The organism is Yinghuangia seranimata (assembly GCF_029953285.1).
Taxonomy (GTDB): domain Bacteria; phylum Actinomycetota; class Actinomycetes; order Streptomycetales; family Streptomycetaceae; genus Yinghuangia; species Yinghuangia seranimata.
Genome location: NZ_JASAOI010000089.1, coordinates 26,558 through 50,860 on the forward strand (window position 1 = coordinate 26,558; position 24,303 = coordinate 50,860).

A 24,303-nucleotide genomic window follows, 5' to 3' on the forward strand; every position below is an offset into this window, starting at 1 on the left:
TATGGACCGCCTGATCAACCGGGTGCGCGCCTACGGCTGGGGGTCCGCGACCGCGATCCCGGAGCTGCTGGGCGCAACGCCCACCGGCGAGCCGCAGGCCGAGCTGTGGATGGGCGCCCACCCCGGCGACCCGTCCCGCGTCGACCGCGGCGCCGGCCCGCGCTCGCTGGTCGACGTCATCGCCGCCGACCCCGTGGACGAGCTGGGCGCGGCGACCGCCGCGCGGTTCGGCGCACAGCTGCCGTTCCTGTTCAAGGTGCTCGCGGTCGACAAGCCGCTGTCGCTCCAGGTGCACCCCAACGCCGCGCAGGCCGCCGCCGGGTTCGCCGACGAGGACGCGCGCGGCATCCCGCGCGAGGCGCCGTTCCGCAACTACGTCGACGCCAACCACAAGCCCGAGCTGGCCTGCGCGCTCACCGACCTGGAGGCGCTGTGCGGCTTCCGGGAGGTCGCCGCGACGGTCAAGCTGCTCGACCTGCTCGGCGTGCCCGAGCTGCAGCCGTGCGCCGACGCGCTGCGCGAGCGCCCCGAGTCCGAGGGCCTGCGCAGCGCGATGACGCAGGCGCTGACCCTTCCGGACAACCGCAAGGCCGCGGTCGTCGGCGAGGTCGCGTCGGCGTGCCTGCGGGTCGCCGGGACGCCGTCGCCGTTCGCCGCCGCGTGCCTGGCCGTCGCCGACCTGGCCCGTCGGCACCCGGCCGACCTGGGCGTGGTCGCGGCGCTGCTGCTGAACCACATGCGGCTGACCGAGGGGCAGGCGGTCTACTTCGCGGCGGGGCTGCCGCACTCGTACCTGAGCGGCACGTTCGTTGAGATCCTCGCGAACTCGGACAACGTGCTGCGCTGCGGACTGACGGACAAGCACATCGACGTGGCGGAGCTGCTGCGCGTGCTCGAGTTCCGGGCCGGGCCCGTCGACGTGCTCGCGCCGATCGAGGGGCCGGACGGCGAGCAGGTCTACCACACGCCGGTGCCCGACTTCCGGCTGTCGCGCTACGTCCTGGACGGCGGCGCGGCCCGCCTGCTGCCGGACGGGCGGCCGCAGATCCTGCTGTGCACCGCGGGCGGCGCCAAGCTGGCCGGTGCGCACGGCACGGTCGAGCTGGCGCGCGGCCAGTCGGTGTACGTGCCGGCGTCCGACCCGGCGGTGTCGCTGGCCGGCGACGGCCTGGTGTTCCGCGCGACGGTGCCGAGCCCGAACGGCGCCGCGGCCTGATCCGTACCGGAGCGTCGGTGCGTCCGACACACATATAGGCAGTCTCGGGAGAATCGATTCGGCGCCGGCGCTCCGATGGCACAATGCCTCGGATCACGACCACTGACACGCGACGACGGGGCGGTACAGCATGAGTGCGGGCGGCGGAACAAAGGCGGTCGTGGCGGCGCTGGCCGCCAACCTCGGCATCGCGGTCGCGAAGTTCGTCGCCTTCGCCATCACCCGCTCCTCCTCGATGCTCGCCGAGGGCGTCCACTCGCTCGCCGACTCCGGCAACCAGGTGCTGCTGCTGATCGGCGGCAAGCGCTCGGAACGCGAGGCCACTCCCGAGCACCCGTTCGGCTACGGCCGCGAGCGCTACATCTACGGCTTCCTCGTCTCGATCGTGCTGTTCACCATCGGCGGCGTCTTCGCGGTCTACGAGGGCTACGAGAAGATCGTCCACCCGCACGAGCTGGACAGCTGGTACTGGGCGGTCGGCGTGCTGGTCTTCGCGCTCGTCCTCGAGGGCTTCTCGTTCCGCACCGCCATCCAGGAGTCCAACCAGATCCGCGGCAAGCTCTCGTGGCCGCAGTTCGTGCGCCGCGCCAAGTCGCCCGAACTGCCGATCGTGCTCCTGGAGGACTTCGGCGCGCTGGTCGGCCTCGTCCTCGCGCTGTTCGGCGTCGGCCTCACCGTGCTCACCGGCAACGGCCGCTGGGACGGCGTCGGCACGCTCTGCATCGGCCTCCTGCTCGTCGTCATCGCCATCGTGCTCGCCATGGAGACCCGCAGCCTGCTCCTCGGCGAGGCCGCCGACCTCGACACCGTGCGCGCCATCGAGAAGGCGATGGTCGACGGCGACGAGGTCGAGCGCATCATCCACATGCGCACCCTCCACCTCGGCCCCGAGGAGCTGCTCGTCGCCGCGAAGATCGCGGTCAACGCGCGCGACACCGCCGCCGAGGTCGCGGACGCGATCGACAACGCCGAGGCCCGCGTCCGCGCCGCCGTGCCCATCGCGCGGGTGATCTACCTGGAGCCCGACATCTACCGCGCGCCCGGCGCCGCTGCGGTCCCGGAGGCCTGAGCACAGGTGCTAACGTCGTGCGGAGCAAGGCGAGCACAGTCGCTGCAGACGGCAGTCAGTACCGCCCCGGGCGTCACAGCGCCCCGCGGCTGAGGGCACAGAAGGCCTCCGACTGGATCGCGCCGAGGGTGTGGTGTGCCTGTTCGCACGCCTGCCACCGACGCGTACCCGGTTCCCGTACGAGACCTCGACCCGCGGAAGGCTGCTTTCCCATGACCTTCACCGACTTCAAAGTCGCCGACCTCTCCCTCGCGCCGTTCGGCCGCAAGGAGATCCAGCTCGCCGAGCACGAGATGCCCGGCCTGATGTCGATCCGCAAGGAGTTCGCGGCCACCCAGCCGCTGGCCGGCGCGCGCATCATGGGCTCGCTGCACATGACCGTGCAGACCGCCGTCCTCATCGAGACCCTCGTCGCGCTCGGCGCCGAGGTCCGCTGGGTGTCCTGCAACATCTTCTCCACGCAGGACCACGCCGCCGCCGCCGTCGCGGTCGGCCCGAACGGCACGGTCGACAACCCCCAGGGTGTCCCGGTGTTCGCCTGGAAGGGCGAGACGCTGGAGGAGTACTGGTGGTGCACCGAGCAGGCGCTCAACTGGCCGGGCCACGACGGCCCGAACATGATCCTCGACGACGGTGGCGACGCCACCCTGCTCGTCCACAAGGGCGTCGAGTTCGAGAAGGCCGGCGCCGTCCCGGACACCGCCGCGGGCGACTCCGAGGAGTACGCGGTCATCCTCGACCTGCTGCGCCGCAACCTCACCGAGAACGCCAACAAGTGGACCGCGATGGCCCCGCACATCAAGGGCGTCACCGAGGAGACCACCACCGGCGTCCACCGCCTGTACGAGATGTTCCAGGCCGGCACGCTGCTGTTCCCGGCGATCAACGTCAACGACTCGGTCACCAAGTCGAAGTTCGACAACAAGTACGGCTGCCGCCACTCGCTCATCGACGGCATCAACCGCGCCACCGACGTCCTCATCGGCGGCAAGGTCGCGGTCGTGTGCGGCTACGGCGACGTCGGCAAGGGCTGCGCCGAGTCGCTGCGCGGCCAGGGCGCGCGCGTCATCGTCACCGAGATCGACCCGATCTGCGCGCTCCAGGCGGCCATGGACGGCTACCAGGTCACCACGCTGGACGACGTCGTCGAGATCGCCGACATCTTCGTCACCACGACCGGCAACAAGGACATCATCCTCGCCTCGCACATGGCGAAGATGAAGCACCAGGCGATCGTCGGCAACATCGGCCACTTCGACAACGAGATCGACATGGCCGGCCTCGCCAAGTTCCCCGGCATCGTGAAGGACGAGGTCAAGCCGCAGGTCCACACGTGGACCTTCCCCGACGGCAAGGTCCTCATCGTGCTGTCCGAGGGCCGCCTGCTCAACCTCGGCAACGCGACCGGGCACCCGAGCTTCGTGATGTCCAACAGCTTCGCGAACCAGACCATCGCGCAGATCGAGCTCTTCACGAAGACCGCCGAGTACCCGATCGGCGTGTACGTGCTGCCGAAGCACCTCGACGAGAAGGTCGCGCGCCTGCACCTCGACGCGCTCGGCGTGAAGCTGACGAAGCTGACCGACGACCAGGCCTCGTACATCGGCGTCCCGGTCGAGGGCCCGTACAAGGCGGAGCACTACCGCTACTGACGCACCGCGGCCGGGTCGTCGCCGACCCGGCCTCGCGAGAGCCCGACCCGAGTGGGCGTGTCCTGGACACCAGGACACGCCCACTCGCGGCATTTCGGGACGAATCACCCCAGGGTGGCTAGGGTTTTTCCCAAGATCCCTGCGGAAGGCCTGGCGATGCGGTTCCGTGTCCCCCTGGCGGCGCTCGCCGCACTCGCGGAGTGCGTGCAGCCGACGCCGCTGACTGCCGACTGGGACACCGCACCGCGGGGTCCCGAACCAGAGGGGGAAAGCCTGCGCGTCGACCGCGAATCAGCGGGGGCGCGGCGGGTAGAGAGGTCGCGGCAGACGACGACTGACGAGTGACGACTGTCGACTGTCGACGAGACTGCGTCAACAAACTGACGACTGTCGACGAGACTGCGTCAACAACAGGTGAGGGGACTCGGGGAGATGTCCAGGGGATGGGGACGCGGCCGCCGCATAGCCGCGGCGGCACTGCTGGTCACCGCGGCGCTGACCGCGTCCGGCTGCAAGAACGACGGCGACAAGGTCAGCCCCGGCGGAGCCGCCGCCCCCGTGGCCCCCGGTGCGGCCCGTCCCGGCGCCGTCCCGCTGACCAACACCGACGGCACCGCGCCCGGTCTAGGGCCCGTCACCGCCGACGCCGACCGGACCGCCGCGCGCGCCGTGATCGACAAGGTCCGCACCGCGGGGCGCGGCGCGAAGACCGGCTACGACCGGGACCAGTACGGGCCGGCCTGGACCGACAAGGCCGCCGGCGTCCCGATGAGCGGCAACGGCTGCGGGACGCGCGACGACATACTGAAGCGCGACGGCACCGGCGTGCAGTTCAAGAGCGGGTCCACGTGTGTCGTGAACACGATGACGCTGGCCGACCCGTACACCGGCAAGACCATCGCCTTCACGAAGAGCAAGGCCAGCACCGTGCAGATCGACCACGTGGTGGCCCTCAGCGCCAGCTGGCAGATGGGCGCCGCGCGGTGGCCGGCCGACAAGCGCCAGCAACTGGCCAACGACCCCCTCAACCTGATCGCGGTCGACGGGCCGACCAACAATGCGAAGGGCGACGGCTCCCCGGCGACCTGGCTGCCGCCGAACAAGGACATCCGCTGTGCGTACGTCGTGCGGTATGCGCAGGTGAGTCTGAAGTACGACCTGCCGGTGACGGATGCCGACAAGGTGGCTATGCAGCAGCAGTGTGCCTAGGCCTTGGACGGGGTGGCCTGGTCTTGCGGTGGCTGCACCGTTCCTGACCTGGCTTGTGGTGGTGGCCTGACGCCCCTCCCGCTTTGGGATTTTCGCGCGGACGGCCCGCGCGTCAAGGCGCGTTGTCGCTGATGCGGGTCAGGTGACCTGTCTTGGCTTCGACGGGGCGCCTTGACCCGCGGGCCGTCCGCGCTGACTACCTTGGCGACTGGCGGGAGGGGCGCGGGGTGTGGACGCACGTTGGGTTCGTTGCCCTGCCGGGCTGCGGTGTTGCTTGTGGTGCGGTGCGGCTTGGTCGCGGACGGCTTTCGCTGCCGTGTTGCGGTCCCAGCGTGGGGCGCGCCGGCTTCTCTGCTGCTCCACACCTCCTCCCCCTCCCGCGCAGTCGCCGAGGTTTTTCGCGGGGGCGGGGCGGGGTCAAGGCGCCCCCTTGTGTCGGGGGGGAGGACGCGTGAACGGGCGTGCCCGCAGCGCGCCTTGACGCCGGTCCGGCCCCGCGTACCATCGCCACGCGGGAGGGGGAGGACGCCTCCGTTGCGGTGCGGATCGCGGTGCGGGTTGTGTTGCCGGGCTTCGTTGCGCTGCCAGGGCTTCGTTCCAGGGTGGCGCGCGCCAGGCTCTTCCCCCTGGTCACTGTGCCGTCACGTATGCGAATCACCAGAACTCCCTCATCGGGGGGTCTCGGCGTCACACTCGCGTCACCGGGTGGGGCTCGGTGGCCGGGTTGGGTCTAGGGCTTCGCGGGGGCGGTCGGGGCCGTCGTGCCGGTGCCGCCTGTCGTCGCCGGGCCGCTTGCCGTCGGGCTCGTGGTCGGCTTCGGGCTCGTCGTCGGGTCCGTGGCGCCCGTGTTGCCCTCGATGGTGACCTGCGAACTGCCGGGCTGGATCCGTACGTTCGCACTCCAGGCTCCGGTCGGGGCCTTCGTCGAATCAACGGTCACCACGATCGTGTCGCTCGCGCCCGGGGCCAAGGTGCCCGAGGTGCGGCTGAGTTGGAGCCAGTTCGCCGTCGTGTCGGCGGTCCAGTCGACTGCCGTGGCGTTGGTGTTCCGCAGGGTCACGACGGTGCGGTTCTTGTCGTGGGTGACGTCGACCGCGGGCGGCACCGGCGTGACCGGAGGCCGCCCGCCCACCGGAGTGCCGGAGCCGCCCGCGGGGCCTGGGGCCGGGGCCTCGGCCGGCGGCGGGACGACGGCCTGGGGTGCGGCCGGGCCCAGGACGACCAGGCCCGGCATCGCCGCCGCCTGGGGGCCCGAGCGGGTGCCGGCTTGGGCCGCAGGGGCGCCGGTGCCCGCGGACGGGACCGGGCGCTGTGCCGCGCTGCCTGCGGTCGGTTGGGCCGCGCCCGCGTGTCCGGCGCCCGCTTGGGTGATGTCCGCTTCGCCGGGGGCAGTCGGCACGGTGACGACGCGCGCGGCGGAGATCGTGGTGTCTCGCGGCGCCGCGTCGTCTCCTCGCTGCGCCGCCTCCCACAGCACGATCGCCGGGACCGCGGCGACGATCGCGATGACGGCGGCCGCGAACGCGGTGAGGCGCCGCCGTCCGCCGCGTCCCCGGCCCGCCCTGGAGCGGAACACCGGGAACCCGGCCCGGTCGAACTCGGCTACGCGCCTGGTGAGTTCGGCGGGGCGGTGGGCGGCTCGGCCGCGTCCCACGTCGCCGAGGACCTGGTCGCGCAGTGCGTTCGGCGGCGGAATGGTCGGCAGTGATTCCGGTGTGGCGGCCGCGCCGGTGGTCGGCACCAGGCGGGCTGCGGCGAGCCGGACGTGCGGGCCGCAGCGGCGGCAGTCGTCGACGTGGGCCACGAGTTTGTCGCGCACGCCCGGCACCGACGCGTCGGCGGCGAGGGCGGGTCCGTCGGGGCAGCTGAGGGCGGCGGCCGCGCCTTCGAGGGCGGCGCGGGTGCGGTCGACTTCGCGGCCGGCGTGCAGGAGCGTGTGCCGGGCGGCCTCTTCGTTCCAGCCGAGCACGGCCGCGAGGCCCCTGGGCTCCAGGCCGTGCCGCACGGACAGTTCGAGGGCCTCGCGCTGCTCGGGTTCCAGGCCGATGGCCTCGGGCCAGGCCAGCGTGGCGAGTTCGGCGCGTTCTCGGGCCTCGCGGCGGGCCTGGAGCGGGATCACGCCCGTGTCGTCGTCGGCCTCCGGGGCGGGGGCGGGTTCGCTCGGGGGCAGGCCGCCGTCGAGCCGGACCAGGCACTCGTACCGGGCCAGCGCGTACAGCCAGGGCTTGAGCAGGCCGAGGTCCGGGAGCCGTCCGATGTGCCGGTCGGCGAGCACGAAGGTGCTGCGCAGCGACGACGCGGCCGCGGCATGGTCGCGCAGGACGGAAAGGCAGTACGTGTACAGCCCTTCCGCGTACGCGTCGTACGCGGCCCGCCCCCAGGAGCGCGCCGCGTAGTGCGCCGCGCGCGTCGAAGCTGAGGGGGCTCCCGTCGTCACCGATTCCATCACAGGGGCGAACGTAGGCGGCGCACGCTCCGGAACTCAGGTGAATTGCACTTTCATACTTCTTTCGGGAGCGATAATCACACTTGCGAGTGAATGGTGATCATCGGCGTTCATCGCGGACCGGATGACCTCCCAGGGCCTGTGACGGTGATCGTTTGACCGCCGGGGCCGACCGCGATCGTGACCGTGACCGGCCCGCCCGCGGGTGCCCGCGCGGTGTCCCACGCGACCGTGACCGACACCGTGGCGCCCGCCCGCAAAGTGCCCGACGTGCGCGACAGCGAGACCCACGGCGCGCCCGACACGCCGAGCGTCCAGTTCACCGGAGCGTCGGCGGCCGAAAGGCGCAGTGTGCCGACCGGGTTTCCGGCGGTCAGGACGACCGACGGGGTGAGGACTCGCGGCCCGTTGCCGCCTCCGGTGTCGGCGCCGTCCATCGCGCCGGCGATCCGCGCGTCGCCGCCGGGCTTGCCGTTGCCGTTTCCGGAGCCCTTGGTCGCGCCGGCGGTGGTCCTGTCGGACGGGCGGGCGGTCGGGGACGGTGTGCTCGACGGGCTCGGCGGCTGCGTCGTGGCCGCTGCGGCACCGTCGTCGCGTGCCGGGGGCGGCAGTTCGACGCCGGCGCCCGGCCCGCCCGCGCCCGCGACGCCCGGGCCCGGCGTGGGTTCGGTGGACTCGGCGCCTGTGTGCGTGGCCAGGGCCACCGGCGCGTCGGCCTGGGTGCTCGGATGCGCGTCGCCGCCGGTGGTCAGGGCCACGCCGAGCAGCACAGCGGCGGCCGCCGCTGCCGCGGTGGTCGCGAGCGGCGTGCGTATCCGGCGCTTCTTGGTGCGCGGGAACCCGTCGCGCCCGGCGCGCACCGCGCGTGCGACGACGAGCCCGTGCGCGGCGCGTGCGCCGTGCGAGGTGGTACGGAGCAGTTCGGCCCGCACCGCCAGGGGCGCCGGCCGCGCGGGCCCGGTGCCCAGCAACGCGTCCACGGTCGCCGCGAGGCCCGGCGAGCCGGACTCCGCGGTGGCCTCGACCTGGCCGAACACGACTGTCGGGGCGAGGGGTTGGGTGGCTTCGCGGGATGCCTTCGCCCGACGCCTCGGCCCGGGGACCGTCGAACGACGCGTTGCTGACGACAGATCAGGCGCCCCGCCGAGGCTTCTCCCCCGCGCCGCGCCTTCCGTTGCCGCGTCGCCGAGGTTCAGGGCACTGTCCGGCCGAGTCCGCCTCGCTGCGGATCCGGCGCCCGCCCCCTGCCACGCGGATTCGCCCCCGGGACCGCGCGAACCATGGTGCGCGGAGCCTCCCTCGGCGGAATGACGGCCGGCGGCCCGACCGTCTCCCCGCCGGGCGCTCTCCGCGCTCGGGTCCTCGGCCCCGGCCGTGCCGCTGCGCCGTGCGGAACCTCCGGGCGCCTGCGCGCCGCTCGCGTCCACACCTCGCGCCCGAAATCCCGGCGGGACGCCGGGTCCCGCGCTGAACGGGCTCTGCTCGCCCGGGGATCGCGGGTAGGTGCGTCGGGTGCCGGTTTCGTCAGGGCGCCGCTCCGCGGTGACGGCGGCGGCGGATTCGCGGTCCGGGTGCGGCGGTGCCGTCGTGCCCGAGTGCGTTGTCGCGGTGGTTCCCGTCTGCCGGTCCCTGGCCGGGCCTCCCGCGCCCCGCCCAAGCTCCGTGGCGCCGACGTGCACGGCTCCCGCGTCGGGCGCGACGGCTCCGTGTGCCCGTGACTCCGCGCGCGGTCCCGTGTACCGCGCACCGTCCTCCCGCAGCCCCTCCGGGATGAACGGCCTGCACGCGCCGCACGATTCGACGTGCAGCCGGGCCGGTACGCGCAGTTCCGGCTCGATCGGTCCCGGCAGCGCGGCGCCCGACACCACGCCGGACGGGAGCAGCACGGCAAGTTCGGCGCACTCCTGGTCGGGGTGCACGCACACGGCGTGCACCACCAGGCATTCGGCGAACTGCGTGCGCCCGCGCGCGACCAGGCGCACGGCCTGGCGCTCGGACAGTTCCAGGACGCGCCCCAGCTCGGCCGCGTCCAGCCCGTGCCGGACGGTCAGTTCGAGGGCCTCGCGTTCGGCGGGCTCGACGCCCTTCAGCGCGGTCGGCACCAGCGGCAGCAGCCGCGCCCGGTCCCTTACCGCGCCGAGGTCGACCACGCCCGGCCGCCAGACCTGACCGAATTCCGCCGCCCTTGCGTCGGGGCGGGCCGGGGCTCCCGTCGCGCTGGCGGCCCCGAATCCGTCCGACGCCGCCGCGCCCACCGCGACGCCGCCGTGCCGTGCCGCCTCGCTGCGCGCGACCGCGTACAGCAGCGCCCGCAGGGTGCCGTCCCCACGCCCCGCCGCACGGCCGCCGACGCCCTCGGGGCCGCCGGCCGTACGCCCGGGACCACGGCCCCCGCCGGAGGCGCCGGCGCCCCCCGCGCCCGCGCTTCCGCCGAGGCCGCGTGCCCGTGAGCGGACGACGACCACGGTGTCGTGCAGCAGTTCGCCCGCGATCCGGTCGTCGCCGGTCAGCGTGCGCAGGTACGCGAACAGCTCGTCCGCGTAGGTGTCGTAGAGCTCCGCGACGCCTTCCGGCGTCCCCTCCTCGTGGCCGCGGGCAAGCGCCGCGGCAAGCCCGGGCCCCACGCCCGGTGCTCCCCCACCATGCATGAGGCCTCACCGTACGCACGCGCGAGCGGGCCCACCATGGTTTTGGCGGAGGACCACCCGATTCCGGTCGCGCTGTCACCCTCCCGTGACAAACCCGCCCTCCGGGCGCCACCTGGCGCCACCCGGACACTCCCCACACGAGCCCCCGTACCCCCGTGGTGACCCCGCTGGCGGGTCGCCCCGCACGGTGTCGGTTCGGGCGGCTACCGTGCCGCGTATGGCCAAGACCGCCGGTACGACCGGTAAAGCCCGCCCGTCGTACCGCTGCACCGAGTGCGGTTGGACCACGCCCAAGTGGCTCGGCAGGTGCCCCGAGTGCCAGGCCTGGGGCAGCGTCGAGGAGTACGGCTCGGCGTCGAAGCTGCGTACCGTCACGGCGGGTCCGGTGACTTCGCCCGCGCTGCCGATCCCGCGGATCGACGTGGAGGCGGCCCGCTTCCACTCGACGGGCGTCGACGAGCTGGACCGGGTGCTCGGCGGCGGTGTCGTGCCCGGCGCGGTGATCCTGCTGGCCGGCGAGCCCGGCGTCGGGAAGTCGACGCTGCTGCTCGAGGTCGCGAGCGCGTTCGCCACCCCCGGGGCCCCGACGCTGTACGTGACCGGTGAGGAGTCCGCGTCGCAGGTGCGCCTGCGCGCGGGCCGGATCGGCGCGTTGAACGACCACCTGTACCTGGCGGCGGAGACCGACCTTTCGGCGGTGCTCGGCCACGTCGACGCGGTGAAGCCCGCGCTGATGGTGGTCGACTCGGTGCAGACGATCGCCTCGCCGGAGATCGACGGCGCGCCGGGCGGGGTGTCGCAGGTGCGCGAGGTCGCCGGCGGCCTCATCCGGGTCGCGAAGGAACGCGGCATCGCGACGATCATCGTCGGCCACGTGACGAAGGACGGCTCGATCGCCGGCCCGCGGCTCCTCGAGCACCTCGTGGACGTCGTGCTGTCGTTCGAGGGCGACCGGCACGCGCGGCTGCGCCTGGTCCGCGCGGTGAAGAACCGCTACGGCGCCGCCGACGAGGTCGGGTGCTTCGAGCTGCACGACGAGGGCATCAAGGGCCTGCCCGACCCGAGCGGCCTGTTCCTCACCCAGCGGCAGGTTCCGGTCGCGGGCACCTGCGTCACGGTGACGCTGGAGGGCAAGCGGCCGCTGGTGGCCGAGGTGCAGGCGCTGGTGGCGCCGTCCCAGATCCCCACCCCCCGGCGCGCGACGTCCGGCCTGGACTCGGCGCGCATGTCGATGGTGCTCGCGGTGCTGGAGCGGCGCGGCGGCGTGCGCCTCGACAAGACCGAGATCTACACGGCGACGGTCGGCGGCGTGCGGCTGACCGAGCCGGCCGCCGACCTGGCCGCCGCGCTCGCGCTCGCCGGGGCCGCCGCGGACCATCCGCTGCCGCCCAAGCTGGTCGCGATCGGCGAGGTCGGACTGGCCGGCGAGGTGCGCCGCGTGACCGGCGTCCAGCGGCGACTCGCCGAGGCGCACCGGCTCGGTTTCACGCACGCGCTGGTGCCGCCGGACCCCGGCAAGGTGCCCGACGGAATGCGTGTGACGGAAGTGGCCGACATCTCCGAGGCGCTGCGCGCATTCTCCCTTGTGTCTCACCGGTAGACTTTTCCACCGATCTTTCTCAGCGGCAGCGGCGCCGTATCCCCGGGCGACACCCGGGCCCGGCACCGCCGTCGTAGCCGGGGACGGCGACGACCACGGGGAGTTCTGTGGCAACGAATGACCGGACCGACAGGGGCACGACCGACCAGGCGCTGGTACGGGCTTCGCTGATGGCTGTCGCGCCGGGTACACCGCTGCGGGACGGGCTCGAACGCATCCTGCGCGGGAAGACCGGCGGCCTCATCATTCTCGGCTTCGACAAGACCGTCGAGGCGCTGTGCACCGGCGGTTTCGTGCTGGACGTCGAGTTCAGCGCGACCCGGCTGCGCGAGCTGTGCAAGCTGGACGGCGGCCTGGTCGTCGACAAGGACTGCACCAAGATCGTGCGGGCCGGCGTGCAGTTCGTGCCGGACCCGTCGATCCCGACCGAGGAGACCGGCACGCGGCACCGCACCGCGGAGCGGGTCAACAAGCAGACCGGTTACCCGGTGGTGTCGGTCAGCCAGTCGATGAGCCTCATCGCGCTGTACGTGAACGGGCGCCGCTACGTCCTGGAGGACTCCGCGGCGATCCTGTCCCGCGCCAACCAGGCGTTGGCCACGCTCGAGCGCTACAAGCTGCGCCTCGACGAGGTGGCGGGCACGCTGTCGGCGCTGGAGATCGAGGACCTGGTCACGGTGCGCGACGTGTGCGCCGTGTCGCAGCGCCTCGAGATGGTCCGTCTGATCGCGCGTGAGATCGACGGGTACGTCGCGGAACTGGGTACCGACGGGCGGCTCCTCTCGCTCCAGCTCGAGGAGTTGATCGCGGGCGTCGAGCCGGACCGCTCGCTGGTGTCGCGCGACTACATCCCGGAGCGGGCGCTCAAGCGCGGCCGCACCGAGGCGGACGTCCTCGACGAACTCGACGGCCTGACCCACACCGACCTGCTCGACCTGCCGACGGTGGCCCGCGCGCTGGGCTTCACCTCCAGCGCCGAGGTGCTGGACTCGGCGGTCAGCCCGCGCGGCTACCGGCTGCTGGCCAAGGTGCCGCGGCTGCCACCGGTGGTCATCGAGCGGCTCGTGGAGCACTTCGGCGGCCTGCAGAAGCTGCTCGCGGCGAGCGTCGACGACCTCCAGGCGGTCGACGGCGTGGGCGAGGCCCGGGCGCGCAGCGTGCGCGAGGGGCTGTCGCGGCTCGCGGAGTCGTCGATCCTCGAACGCTACGTCTGACGGGACACACCGGCCCGGCCCGCCGAGGGCCGGGCCCGGGTGGACCGGAGCACCGTGCGCCGAAGCTCGCGCGGCCGTCGTCGGCCGCGCACGGCGCTGCGGCTGGTCCGGCCGACCGCGGACACCGAGCCCGCGCCGCCCTTCCGGGGGCGTGCGCGGGCTCCGGCGTATCCGCGGGGTGTCCCGGGGTGTCTCAGCGCCTCACGGCTCCGTCCCGCGCATGCGACGCGAAAGGGCCCCCACCGTCGGTGGGGGCCCTTTCGTGTTGTCGGCCTCTGTCCGTCACGCCCGGCCGGTCCACGCGCCGTGCCCGGAGGCCGGCCGGGCCGGGCCCGGCCGGCTCGTCGGACCTACTGCGCGACGGTCCACTGGTACTGCTTGGTCGCCCACTGCATGCCCGAGACCTTGCCCGAGGCGCTGAAGAGCGAGCCGGCGGCCGGCGGGGACAGCGCGGGGGCGGCGCCGGTGCAGTGCGCGGGGTCCGAGCGGGTCCAGGTGAAGGTGAAGTTGCGCGCGGCGGACTGGCCGGGCTGCACCTGCACGATCTCCGGCTTGTTGGCGGGCGCGCAGTCGGCGGGCGACCAGATGTGGTCCCTGCCCGACGTGACCTCGACGGTGGCGGACTTGGCCGACAGGTCGACGGCGCAGGTCTGCGTGCCGACGTTGCGCACGTTCAGGGTCAGCTGGACCTGCTCGCCCACCCGGTACTTGGTGTCCGCGGGACGGTCGCCGGAGAGCGTCAGCTCCGCGTTGCCGCCCTGCTGGTAGGTGCACGCCGGAATGCCGCCCAGCATCGGCGGCGCACCGCCGCCCGACGCGGCACCGCCGGTCGCCGGGACGCCCTGCTGGCCCGCGGTCGCACCCGCGGTCGCGCCAGTGGTCGCACCGCCGTTGGAGCCTCCGGCGGCCGTACCGCCGCCCGCCGCACCGCCGTTGCCCGCCGAGCCGCCCGACGCGGCGCCCGGCTGCTGGCCGTTCGTGCCGCCGGTCGCCCCGGTCGACGAACCCGCCGCGGCACCAGCGGTGCCGCCGGGCGTGATCTGGCCGGGCGCGGGCGCGACGCCGCTCGGCGACGCCGAACTCTCAGCGGCGGCCTTGCCCTTGTCGTCACCGCTGTCGCCCCCGCTGCACGCCCACGCGACGAGCGCGATGAGCACAGCGAGGCCGACCAACACGATGGCTCGCCGGCGCCAGTACACGGACGGGGGAAGATGTCCAACGGGGCGGGTTACAGAGTCCACCGGGCAACTCTAGGGCCGCCCGTTAGGCCGTCTGGCGCAGCCGCGCCGCATGCGACGTGGGATTTTGGATGTTGAGACGGTCGCACGCGGGGCGTTCCCGGGCAAAAACGAGCAACCCGCGCGCCCCTCCGCACGCTCCCCCACAGGAGTGAGGCGCGTGATCCCGCTCACGTTGTCGATCTTGGTCCGAACGGCGAGACGGACGTCCCACCGGCGCGCCTCGGCGGACCGCCGGCCGTGGGAGGATCGAGGCCTCATGCCGCACGCACTCAACGACCCCATCCTCGACTGGTACACCGAGCACGCCCGCGAGCTGCCCTGGCGCACCGAGGACGCGACGCCGTGGGCGGTGATGGTCAGCGAGTTCATGCTCCAGCAGACCCCCGTCAACCGCGTCCTGCCGATGTACGAGGCGTGGCTTGCCCGTTGGCCCACGCCCACCGCGCTCGCCGACGACGAGCCCGGCGAGGCCGTCCGGGCGTGGGGCCGCCTCGGCTACCCGCGCCGTGCGCTGCGCCTGCACGCGGCCGCCACCGCCATCCGCGACCTGCACGCCGGGGAAGTGCCCGACGTGCACGCCAACTTGCTGGCCCTGCCCGGGGTCGGCGAGTACACCGCCGCGGCGATCGCGTCGTTCGCGTTCCGGCAGCGGCACGCGGTGCTGGACACCAACGTGCGCCGCGTCTTCGCGCGAACCGTCGACGGCACCGAGTACCCGCCGCAGTCGACCACTCCGGCGGAACGCAAGACCGCCGCCTCCGCCATGCCGGACGTCGACGAGACCGCCGCCACCTGGGCCGTCGCGATCATGGAGCTCGGCGCCCTGGTCTGCACCGCCCGCACGCCCCGGTGCGGGGACTGCCCCGTGGCCGCCCTGTGCGCCTGGCGCCTGGCGGGGAAGCCCGCGTACGACGGCCCGCCCCGACGGGGCCAGACCTACGCGGGCACCGACCGCCAGGTCCGCGGCAAGCTCCTGGCCGTGCTGCGCGAGGCCAGCGAACCGGTCCCGCAGGCGCTGCTCGACGAGGTCTGGGAGGACGCCGTCCAGCGCGCACGGGCGTTGGACGGCCTGGTCGCCGACGGACTGGTCGAGCCGGTGGCCGAGGGCGTCTACCGGCTGCCGACGGGGGCGCCTGTTTCACCGTGAACAGGCCGTGACCGGCCCTGTCCTCGAAGTCACGACGGGTGGCTTCGAGGGGTCTTCTTCACCCACCACTCCGTCGGGAAGTGACGTCTTCCCCCCGGGGCTACCCGCGAGTAATCTCCGGATCATGGACCTCACGACGTACGCGATCCCGGCATTTGTGCTGCTTCTCGCCGTCGAGATCCTGGCCTACAAGTACTCACCGGACGACGACAAGCGCGGCTACACCGTCAAGGACACGGTCACCAGCCTCTCCATGGGCGTCGGCAGCATCGCGGCGAACCTCGTCTGGGGTCTGCTCGCCGCGCTTCTCTGGGTGGCCGGGTACCACCTGACGCCGTTGGACGTGCCCGGGGCGTGGTGGGGCTGGGCGCTGGCGGTGCTCGCGGTGGACTTCTTCTACTACTGGGAACACCGCGCGATGCACGAGATCCGGCTGCTGTGGGCCAGCCACGTCGTGCACCACTCGAGCCAGCACTACAACCTGTCGACCGCCCTGCGGCAGAGCTGGACCGGCGCGCACCACATGGTGTTCATGCTGCCGGTGGCGCTGCTCGGGTTCCGGCCGGAGATGGTGTTCGCGGCGTACTCGGTGAACCTGATCTACCAGTTCTGGTTCCACACCGAGCGTGTCCACAGGCTGTGGAAACCGATCGAGTACGTGTTCAACACGCCGTCGCACCACCGCGTGCACCACGGGTCGAACCGGCAGTACCTGGACCGCAACTACGGCGGCATCCTGATCGTGTGGGACCGGCTGTTCCGTTCCTTCGAGCCGGAGGGCGAGAAGGTGGACTACGGCCTGACCAAGAACATCTCGACGTACAACCCGCTCCGGGTCGCGGTGCACGAATACTGGGCGATCGGGCGCGACGTGCGGCACGCGACGACCTGGCGCGAGCGGTTCGGCCGGGTGTTCCGCGGGCCCGGGTGGAGTCCCGAGCCGAAGGCCCCCGTCGCCGCCGCGCCGAGTGCCGCCGAGGCCGCCGCGTGACCGGCTCGCGCGCGTCGCGCGGGTGGCTGGCCGCGTACCTCGTCCTCGGCACGCTGGACACGGTGCTCGCCGCGGTCGACGCGGGCCCGGTGCGCTGGGCGACGAAGCCCCTGCTGATGCCGCTGCTGGCGGCGTTCGTGGTCACCGCCGCGCGGCGGCCCGTCAAAGAGCTGCGGCTGCCGCTGATCGCGCTCGCGGGCGGGTTCGTCGGGGACGTCGGCCTGCTGCCCGACAAGCAGGGCCTGTTCATGGTGGGCATGGGCGGGTTCGCGGTCGGGCACGTCGCGTACGTCCGGGCGTTCGCCAAGGCCGGCGCCGGGCGCAGGCTGGTCGAGAACGCGTGGATCCCGGTCGGTTACGGGCTGGCCTGGGCGGCGATGATCGCCGTCCTGTGGCGCGGCCTCGACGACCTGCTGGTGCCGGTGATCGGCTACAGCCTGCTGCTGACCACGATGGCGGCGTTCGCGGCCGGCATGGACCGGCTGACCGCGCTCGGCGGGGCGGCGTTCCTGGTGTCGGACACCGTGATCGCGTTCGGGATCGCCGACCTGGACGTCGTGCCCGGCCAGGACGCGCTGGTCATGCCGCTCTACCTGGCCGCGCAGCTGCTGCTGATGACGTCGTGGGCGCCGTGGCCGTACGGGAAGGCCGTCGCCGGAAACGCGACGGCGGCGGACCCGGGCAGGTCCGCCGCCGTCTGAGCGCCGTGCGTCAGTCGGTGCCCTCGGGGCTGGGCGTGTAGCGCCACGCGGCCGTCACGTACTCGGGCTCGGGGCACATGGCCGCGGCGAGCCGGAAGTACGGCCCCGCCTCGGACCCGCGCCCGGCGCGCTCCAGCGTGCGCCCGAGCGCGTGCAGCGCCCAGGCGTCGCGCGGGTCGAGCTCGATGACGCGGCGCAGCGTGGCCTCCGCGCGGCCGAGCTGGGCGGATCCGAAGTAGGCGCGGGCGGCGAGGAGTTGCACGGCGACGTTGTCGCGCTCGTCGTCGAGGACCGGCTCGATGAGCTTGAGCGCGCCGAGCGGGTCGCGGGCTTCGACCAGCTGTTCTGCCCAGCGGTAGTTCTCCAGGGTCATGCCGGTGGTCTGCATCGTCACGTGCGCTCCTTTCGGCGCCGAGGGCGGTCGTCGCGCGGGGGTCGGCCGCGGACAGTGCCGTCAACGGGATGTGGCCCGATTGTGTTCCCGGGCCCGGCGCGGGCGCGATCGGTTATCCGGCGGGGCGCGGACCTCAGCGCGCGGTGTAGCCGCCGTCGACGGCGTGGGTGCTGCCCGTGATGAAGGCGGCGCGGTCGGAGAGCAGGAACGCGACGAGCTCGGCGACCTCGTCGGGGCGGCCGAAGCGGTCGAGCGGGTGGGCGGCGCGGAGCGCGGCCTTGGCGTCGTCGTCGAAGCCGCCGAGCAGCGGGGTGTCCACCACGCCCGGGGCGACGGCGTTGACGCGGATGCCGCGGTCGGCGTATTCGAGGGCGGCGCAGCGGGTGAGGCCGACGACGGCGTGCTTGGCGGCGACGTACGGCGCGGCGCGGTCGGTGCCCACGAGGCCGTGTATGGAGGCGGTGTTGACGATGGCGCCGCCCTCGCCGTGGGCGAGCAGCGCGGGGATCTCGTAACGGAGGCAGTAGAAGACCCCGTCGAGGTCGACCGCCAGGACGCGGCGCCAGTCGTCGAGCGGGTAGTCGGCGGTCTCCTCGACGGGCCCGGCGACGCCCGCGTTGTTGACGGCGAGGTGCAGGTCGCCGAACGTCTCGACGGCGGCGTCGACGAGGGCCTCGACGGACTCGGGGCGGGCGACGTCGACGCTCAGCGCGCGGGCCCGGCCGCCGGCGTCGTTGATGCGGGACGCGGTGCGCGCGGCCCCGACGTCGTCGATGTCGGCGACGACGACGTTGGCTCCGCCGCGCGCGAGGCGGAGCGCGACGGCGGCTCCTATGCCGGACGCCGCGCCGGTGACCAGCGCGGTCCGGCCCTCGAACTCCGCGTAGTCGCTGCCCACACCGGCCAGAGTGCCCATAGCGTCCAGGGTCACACCGGGTCGGGGGCGGCGGCAGCCCGGGTGAGCCGATCGTGTCGCGCGGGGGTCGGGCCGGCGGGGCGCGCTCAGCCGGCCGGGGGCGGCTCGCGGTCGTCGATGCCGCGCAGCAGGACGTCGAAGGTGCGTTCGACGGCGGCCTGCTTGGCCTCCTCGGGCAGCGCGGCGAGGTCCGACTCCAGCAGGAGCGTGCAGATGCCGTGTACGGCGGACCACAGCGCGACGTCGGCGAACGGCCGCCGCGCGGGGCTGAGCACGCCGTGGACGACCAAGTCGTCGAGGGCCTCGGCGAGGATCGTGTAGGACGCGTCCTTCTTCACGCCTCCGTCGATGCCCTCGTCGGAGACCCCGCGGAGGTGCTTGATCACCGGGTCCTCGCAGGGCTTCTCGCCGCCGCGGAACATGATCCGGAACAGCCCGGGCTCGGCGCGCGCGAAGCTGACGTAGCCGCTTCCGGCCGCGCGGACGCGCCGCAGGGCCTCCTCGGCGGGGTCGGCGCTCGGCGGTGCGGCGGCGAGCTCGGCGCGGACGCTGGCGGCCATCAGGTCCGACGCGGTCTGCTTGACCGCCTCGATGAGGTCCTGGTGGTTCGCGAAGTGCCGGTACGCGGCGGTCGAGGACACTCCCGTCGCACGGGCCACCTCACGCAGCACCACGGCGTCGGGCCCGTTCTCGCGGACCTGCCGCACCGCGGCCTCGAGCAGCGCGTTGCGCAGGTCGCCGTGGTGGTACGCGCGCCGTCTGCGGCCTGTGCCGCCACTGTCCGGCTCGTGCTGTTCCGCCATTCCCCGCCTCACCTCCGGTGATCGTTCACCGGTTCCATGTTGACAGCGGCAACATTGGATGCCAAGTTATCAGTGACAACATTGTTGACGGCATAAACATCGAGGCTCCCATGCTTGAGCGCATCGGCACACTCGCCGCCCACCGGGCCCGCACCGTCCTCGTCACCGCCCTGGTCCTGCTCGTCGCGGCCGCCGGCCTCGGCTTCGGCGCGTTCGGCGTCCTCAAGTCCGAGGGCTTCGACGACCCGGGCTCGGACTCCTACAAGGCCAAACACACCGTTTCGGAGACCTTCGGCGGCACCCCGAACCTCGTCGTCGAGGTCCGCACCGGCGGCCGCCCGGTCGACGACCCGGCGATCGCCGACGCCGGACGCCGCCTCACCCAGGCGCTCGCCGCCCAGCCCGACTACAAGGACGTCGCCTCCTACTGGACGACCGGCTCGCCGGCGCTCAAGTCCAAGGACGGCACCAAGGCGCTCCTCGTCGCCCGCTCCCCCGACGACGTCGAGAAGCTGCCCGCCCCGGTGCGCGAAGCGATGGCCGCCGACCTCGCCCCCAAGGGCCCGATCACCCTCGAACTCGGCGGCGACGCGCCGCTCTCCCCGACGGTCACCGGCCAGGTCGGCAAGAGCCTCGCCATCGCCGAGGCGATCGCCGTGCCGCTCACCATGCTGCTGCTGGTGCTCGCGTTCGGCAGCGTCGTCGCCGCGCTCGTGCCGCTCGCCATCGGATTCGTCGCGATCATGGGCACGTTCGCCGAACTCTTCGTGCTCGGCAACATCACCGACGTGTCGGTCTTCTCGATCAACCTGACCACCGCGCTCGGGCTCGGCCTCGCCATCGACTACGCGCTGCTGATCGTCGCCCGGCACCGCGAACTCGTGCACGGCGGAATGAGCGTGCCCGACGCCGTCGTCCGCACCGTCCAGACGGCGGGTCGCACCATCGTCTTCTCCGCCGCCACCGTGGCCGCCGCGCTCGCCGTGATGCTGGTCTTCCCGATGTACTTCCTGCGCTCGTTCGCCTACGCCGGCATCGGCGTGGTGATCATCTCCGCGCTCGCCGCGCTGTTCGTCGCCCCCGCGCTGCTGTCGGTGCTCGGGCCGCGCGTCGAGGCCGGGCGCATCCGCGGCATCAAGGGCGTGCAGGGCGCCGAGACGCCGTTCTGGGCACGGCTCGCCGGCACCGTCGCCAAGCGCCCGGTGCTGACCGCGCTGCCCGTGCTCGCGGCGCTGCTGCTGGCCGCGTCGCCGCTGCTGGGCGTCAAGTTCGGCACCCCGGACGAGCGGGTGCTGCCGAGCAGCGCGTCGCTGTACAAGGTCGGCGAGTCACTGCGGAACGACTACTCCTCCAACGAGGCGCACGCGATCGACGTCATCGTCGAGGGCAAGGGCGCCGGCGGCGACCTGTCCGGGTACGCCGTCCGGATCTCCGGCCTGGAGGGCGTCGCCCGCGTCGACACCTCGACCGGCAGCTACGCGCACGGCACCGCCGTCCCCGCGCCCGGCAACCCCAGGCTCGCCGCCCGGGACGCGCAGCTGTTCTCCGTCTCCAGCACGCTCGTTCCCAAGTCGGACGCCGCGCAGAGCCTCGTGAAGGACATCCGCGCGCTCGACGGCCCGCAGAACACCCACGTCATGGTCGGCGGCGTCGACGCGCAGCTCATCGACACGAAGAAGGCGATCGCCGACCGCGTACCGCTCGCCCTCGGACTCATCGCCCTGACCACGTTCGTCGTGCTGTTCCTGTTCACCGGCAGCGTCGTCCAGCCGCTGCGCGCCCTGCTGCTCAACGGGCTCAGCATCGCCGCGGCCATGGGCGTCGCCGTGTGGGTGTTCCAGAGCGGACACCTGTCCGGCCCGCTCGGCTTCACGCCGCTGCCGATGGACACGTCGATGACGGTGCTGCTGTTCTGCATCGCCTTCGGACTGTCCATGGACTACGAGGTGTTCGTCATGAGCCGCATCAAGGAGCTGCACGACGCGGGCGCCTCCGACACCGACGCGGTGACCTACGGCCTCGCCCGCACCGGCCGCATCGTCAGCACCGCCGCCATGCTGCTGGCCGTCACGTTCATCGCGTTCGTCACCAGCAGCGTCAGCTTCCTCCAGCTGTTCGGCCTCGGCGCCGCGGTCGCCATCCTGATCGACGCCAGCCTGATCCGCGGCGTCCTCGTGCCGGCCTCCATGCGCCTGCTCGGCCCCACCGCCTGGTACGCGCCGCGCGGCCTGCGCCGCCTGCACGCCAAGGTCGGCGTCAGCGAGAGCCCGTCCGACACGGACGAGCGGATCCTGGTCTGATTTTGGTCCGAACCTGGACTGTGTGACCCTCGCGCCGACAGGCAGGGGCGACTACTGTGGGGCAACGTCCGGACACCCACAGGTAGTTGGCCCCTGCCTGACCGCGCACCGCACCACACACAGACCGAGGAGAGCGCGATGGGACCGCACGCCCCGCAGCCGCCCGCCCGGACGGTGCCCGGAAGCGGCCCCGACCGGACCGCCGAGACCCTCGACCACCTGCTGCGCGACCGCGTCGCGGTGCACCCCGACGAGCCGGCCGTCACCGACCCGCCGGGCATCCGCGAACTGACCGGACGCGGCCCCGCGACGTGGACCTGGAGCCGGCTCGACCAGGAGGTCGACCGGCTCGCCGCGCTCCTGCTCACCCACGGCCTACGCCGCGGCGACACGCTCGCGATCCAGCTCCCCGGCGGCGTCGAACTCGCCCAGGCCGTCCTGGCCTGCTGGCGGATCGGCGCCGCCGCCATGCCGCTGCCGGCCCGGCTCAGCGACCGGTCGCTCACCTACCGCTCACTGCGCACCGGCGCACGCGTCATCGTGACCAGCACCCGCATAGGGCCGCACCGCCCGGCGTCCACCGCCGTCGCCCTGCCCTGTCTGCGGACGGTACTGGCCTGGGGCCCGGACGTCCCGGACGGCGCACTCGACCTGGACGCCGCCGCACCCATCCCCGACGAACCCGCCGCGTACCTGGCCGCGGTCGCGGTTCACCCGGAGGACCGGGCGGCGGTTTCGTGGACTCCGTGCGACAGCGAACTCGCCTACTCGCACCGGGATATGCGCTCACGCGCGAGCGATCTGCACGACGCTCTGGCGGCCGTCACAGGAAGTGGTCGAATTCCCCGGCTTTGACACCGGCGATGAAGGCCGCGAGTTCGTCACGGGTGTAGCAGAGTGCCGGACGCGCGATGTCCTTGGAGTCACGCATCGCGACACCGCCGGGGATCCGCGCGAGTTCGACACAACAGCCGTGCTGGTCCGCCGAGAAGGTCGACTTGACCCATGTGACGCCGGTCGTATCGGCCTTGTACAGCGAGGACTTGTTCATTCCAGACTTTCCGCTCGTTCGAGAAGCAGCGCGACCGTGTCGTCCGGCGACAGCGCCGCAGCCTCGATCGTGTGGAACAGCCGGTCAAATCGCTGGACTTCGCGTCGCGCGTCTCGCGGGATCATACCGCCGAGGCCTTCCATGAACGCGACGTCGGGATCGGCCGAATCAGCGAACCCGAGGGTGACAAATCCCGTCGCATACGCCGCCCTTCGCGGCCCGTTGAAGGGCACTACCTGGAACGTGACATTGGGCAGCTTCGCCATCTCGACGAGGTGCAGCATCTGCTGCCGCATCACGTCGCGGCCGCCCGTGTCGATGTGCAGTGCCGCCTCCGTCACGATGCCGTGGTACTCCAAGACCCGCTGGTCAACGAGCCGCCGCTGTCGGCCGAGGCGTACCGCTATGAGGCTCTCGATCTGGTCCGGCCCCAGCGCGAAGAGCCCCGTCTCCATGACCGCCGCCATGTAGTCGACCACTTGCAGGAGCCCGGTGACCACCATCGGCTGATACTCACGCTCGACGACCGCATCGTCCTCCAGCGCGACGAACTCGGCCAGGTGCGTATTCATCACATCGGAGTACTCGCGCCACCAATGTCGCGGGCGCTTCTCCACAATCAACTGCTCTAGTTCGAACTGTTGTTGAGGCGGCACGTCGTACAGCCGGCACAGCGTGTTCAGGTCGTGCGGGCTCACGTAGGCGCGCGCGAGCTCCATACGGCTGATCTTGGTGACGTCGCCTTTGATCGCCGCGGCCGCCGCGCTGCGGGTGATCTCGCGTTCCTCGCGGATGCGACGCAGCTCCTGACCGAGCCTCTTGCGCTTCAACGTGTGCTGAGAGTCGGTCGCCATCGCTGCTCGCCTTCCCCGGAGGACGATTCATGATTCTTGTGCGACTTTTCCGCATCTACTTGCACGTGCAGTTTCACGAGTGCTTCACTCATCTTGACTACACAATGCTCTTACGTCAATACAGAGAGCAACCATCAGGGAGAGTCTGTGCACGCCACCGCCGCGTACTCAGAGCCCGTGTACATCGTCCGGCTGCCCCCGGCCCCGACGTCCGTGGCGATGGCCCGCGACCACGTCGAAACGTTGTGCCACAAGTTCGGCGTGGACAGCTTCGGCCCCGTCCAGGTCGTCTCGGAGCTCGCCGGCAACGCGGTGGAGCACGCCGGGATGTGCGGCGGTATAGAGGTCTGGGTCTCGGTCGGCCCCGGGGTGCTGTGGATCGAGGTGGTCGACTTCGCACCGGAGTTCGTGCCCGACCTGACGGGGCTCCACGAACCGGGGGACGAGCAGGAGCGCGGCCGCGGGCTGCTCATCGCGCAGACGCTCGCGTCGCGCGTCGAAGCGCTCGTCCTGGGTGACCGCAAGGCGCTGTGCGCGTGCTTCCCGGTCCCCGCGTAGGCCCTCCATATGCGGGGCCCGAAAGGCCGAGGGCCGCCCCCGGTTTCCCGGGGGCGGCCCTCGCGTGTCGCCTAGGTGTCGCGACGGAGCGTCAGAGCGGGGTCAGTTCGCCTCGCCCTTGGTGAGGTCCGGACCGGAGCCCGCGGCCTCGACCGGCGGGACGTCCGGCAGTGCGGCCTTCTCCTCGCCGACGAAGGTGAACTTCTCGTTCTCCCCGTCGCCCTCGGTGCCGACCACCACGATCGAGCCCGGGCGCAGCTCCGCGTACAGGATCTTCTCGGACAGCGTGTCCT

21 protein-coding genes are annotated in these 24,303 nt (G+C 72.6%); 12 read left to right on the forward strand and 9 right to left on the reverse strand.

Annotated features, from left to right (window positions below):
- The first annotated feature begins 1 nt into the window (after position 1).
- From manA to QI554_RS41465, 4 genes are all read left to right on the forward strand, one after another.
- Positions 2-1,216 carry a mannose-6-phosphate isomerase, class I gene (manA, locus tag QI554_RS41450; protein ID WP_281478143.1) on the forward strand — a complete coding sequence of 405 codons (1,215 nt, stop codon included), beginning with the start codon at positions 2-4 and terminating at the stop codon, positions 1,214-1,216.
- 130 nt (positions 1,217-1,346) lie between these two features.
- Positions 1,347-2,285 carry a cation diffusion facilitator family transporter gene (locus tag QI554_RS41455; RefSeq protein ID WP_281478145.1) on the forward strand — a complete coding sequence of 313 codons (939 nt, stop codon included), beginning with the start codon at positions 1,347-1,349 and terminating at the stop codon, positions 2,283-2,285.
- Positions 2,286-2,497: 212 nt separating this feature from the next.
- The gene (gene ahcY / locus QI554_RS41460) at positions 2,498-3,937 is read left to right on the forward strand and encodes an adenosylhomocysteinase (RefSeq protein ID WP_281478147.1); all 1,440 of its coding nucleotides are present in this window, start codon (positions 2,498-2,500) and stop codon (positions 3,935-3,937) included.
- Between the two features lie 432 nt (positions 3,938-4,369).
- On the forward strand, positions 4,370-5,146 hold the full coding sequence (locus QI554_RS41465; RefSeq protein ID WP_281478148.1) for an HNH endonuclease family protein: 777 nt from the start codon (positions 4,370-4,372) through the stop codon (positions 5,144-5,146).
- Positions 5,147-5,876: 730 nt separating this feature from the next.
- On the opposite strand, the gene QI554_RS41470 is transcribed toward QI554_RS41465, so the two are convergent.
- Both QI554_RS41470 and QI554_RS41475 read right to left on the reverse strand, forming a co-directional pair.
- On the reverse strand, positions 5,877-7,583 hold the full coding sequence (locus QI554_RS41470; RefSeq protein WP_281478150.1) for a BACON domain-containing protein: 1,707 nt from the start codon (positions 7,581-7,583) through the stop codon (positions 5,877-5,879).
- Between the two features lie 119 nt (positions 7,584-7,702).
- Complete coding sequence (locus QI554_RS41475; protein ID WP_281478151.1) at positions 7,703-10,216, reverse strand: hypothetical protein; 2,514 nt, start codon at positions 10,214-10,216, stop codon at positions 7,703-7,705.
- A 241-nt stretch (positions 10,217-10,457) separates the two neighbouring features.
- Here QI554_RS41475 and radA point away from each other — a divergent pair, with 241 nt between their 5' ends.
- Complete coding sequence (gene radA, locus QI554_RS41480) at positions 10,458-11,840, forward strand: DNA repair protein RadA (protein WP_281478153.1); 1,383 nt, start codon at positions 10,458-10,460, stop codon at positions 11,838-11,840.
- 107 nt (positions 11,841-11,947) lie between these two features.
- Positions 11,948-13,054, forward strand: coding sequence for a DNA integrity scanning diadenylate cyclase DisA (gene disA / locus QI554_RS41485; protein ID WP_281478155.1), 1,107 nt, complete (start codon positions 11,948-11,950; stop codon positions 13,052-13,054).
- A gap of 350 nt (positions 13,055-13,404) precedes the next feature.
- Here disA and QI554_RS41490 read toward each other — a convergent pair whose 3' ends face one another.
- Complete coding sequence (locus QI554_RS41490; protein ID WP_281478157.1) at positions 13,405-14,229, reverse strand: hypothetical protein; 825 nt, start codon at positions 14,227-14,229, stop codon at positions 13,405-13,407.
- A 322-nt stretch (positions 14,230-14,551) separates the two neighbouring features.
- On the opposite strand from QI554_RS41490, the gene QI554_RS41495 reads away from it, so the two are divergent.
- The 3 genes from QI554_RS41495 to QI554_RS41505 all read left to right on the forward strand — a co-directional run bounded on the left by QI554_RS41495 (position 14,552) and on the right by QI554_RS41505 (position 17,134).
- Complete coding sequence (locus tag QI554_RS41495; protein ID WP_281478159.1) at positions 14,552-15,442, forward strand: HhH-GPD family protein; 891 nt, start codon at positions 14,552-14,554, stop codon at positions 15,440-15,442.
- 124 nt (positions 15,443-15,566) lie between these two features.
- Positions 15,567-16,433 carry a sterol desaturase family protein gene (locus QI554_RS41500; RefSeq protein ID WP_281478161.1) on the forward strand — a complete coding sequence of 289 codons (867 nt, stop codon included), beginning with the start codon at positions 15,567-15,569 and terminating at the stop codon, positions 16,431-16,433.
- On the forward strand, positions 16,430-17,134 hold the full coding sequence (locus QI554_RS41505) for a lysoplasmalogenase (RefSeq protein ID WP_281478164.1): 705 nt from the start codon (positions 16,430-16,432) through the stop codon (positions 17,132-17,134). Before QI554_RS41500 ends, QI554_RS41505 begins: the two co-directional genes overlap by 4 nt.
- Positions 17,135-17,144: 10 nt before the next feature.
- On the opposite strand, the gene QI554_RS41510 is transcribed toward QI554_RS41505, so the two are convergent.
- The 3 genes from QI554_RS41510 to QI554_RS41520 form a co-directional block, all read right to left on the reverse strand.
- Positions 17,145-17,522 carry a tetratricopeptide repeat protein gene (locus QI554_RS41510; RefSeq protein ID WP_281478187.1) on the reverse strand — a complete coding sequence of 126 codons (378 nt, stop codon included), beginning with the start codon at positions 17,520-17,522 and terminating at the stop codon, positions 17,145-17,147.
- 139 nt (positions 17,523-17,661) lie between these two features.
- Complete coding sequence (locus QI554_RS41515; protein ID WP_281478166.1) at positions 17,662-18,444, reverse strand: SDR family NAD(P)-dependent oxidoreductase; 783 nt, start codon at positions 18,442-18,444, stop codon at positions 17,662-17,664.
- 86 nt (positions 18,445-18,530) lie between these two features.
- A complete protein-coding gene (locus QI554_RS41520) occupies positions 18,531-19,247 on the reverse strand; it encodes a TetR/AcrR family transcriptional regulator (protein WP_281478168.1) in 717 nt (238 codons plus the stop codon).
- A 110-nt stretch (positions 19,248-19,357) separates the two neighbouring features.
- Between QI554_RS41520 and QI554_RS41525 the strand changes: the two genes are divergently transcribed.
- Both QI554_RS41525 and QI554_RS41530 read left to right on the forward strand, forming a co-directional pair.
- On the forward strand, positions 19,358-21,547 hold the full coding sequence (locus tag QI554_RS41525) for an MMPL family transporter (RefSeq protein WP_281478170.1): 2,190 nt from the start codon (positions 19,358-19,360) through the stop codon (positions 21,545-21,547).
- A 138-nt stretch (positions 21,548-21,685) separates the two neighbouring features.
- A complete protein-coding gene (locus tag QI554_RS41530) occupies positions 21,686-22,402 on the forward strand; it encodes an AMP-binding protein (protein WP_281478172.1) in 717 nt (238 codons plus the stop codon).
- On the opposite strand, the gene QI554_RS41535 is transcribed toward QI554_RS41530, so the two are convergent.
- Together QI554_RS41535 and QI554_RS41540 are read right to left on the reverse strand one after the other, a co-directional pair.
- Complete coding sequence (locus tag QI554_RS41535; RefSeq protein ID WP_281478174.1) at positions 22,371-22,598, reverse strand: DUF397 domain-containing protein; 228 nt, start codon at positions 22,596-22,598, stop codon at positions 22,371-22,373. The two genes, QI554_RS41530 and QI554_RS41535, sit on opposite strands and share 32 nt — an antisense overlap.
- Entirely contained in the window at positions 22,595-23,452 is an 858-nt protein-coding gene (locus QI554_RS41540; protein ID WP_281478177.1) for a DUF5753 domain-containing protein, read from the reverse strand. Before QI554_RS41540 ends, QI554_RS41535 begins: the two co-directional genes overlap by 4 nt.
- Before the next feature lie 147 nt (positions 23,453-23,599).
- On the opposite strand from QI554_RS41540, the gene QI554_RS41545 reads away from it, so the two are divergent.
- Positions 23,600-24,010 carry an ATP-binding protein gene (locus tag QI554_RS41545; RefSeq protein ID WP_281478179.1) on the forward strand — a complete coding sequence of 137 codons (411 nt, stop codon included), beginning with the start codon at positions 23,600-23,602 and terminating at the stop codon, positions 24,008-24,010.
- 102 nt (positions 24,011-24,112) lie between these two features.
- On the opposite strand, the gene QI554_RS41550 is transcribed toward QI554_RS41545, so the two are convergent.
- On the reverse strand, positions 24,113-24,303 hold a 191-nt coding region (locus QI554_RS41550; RefSeq protein ID WP_281478181.1), incomplete at its 5' end, for a hypothetical protein.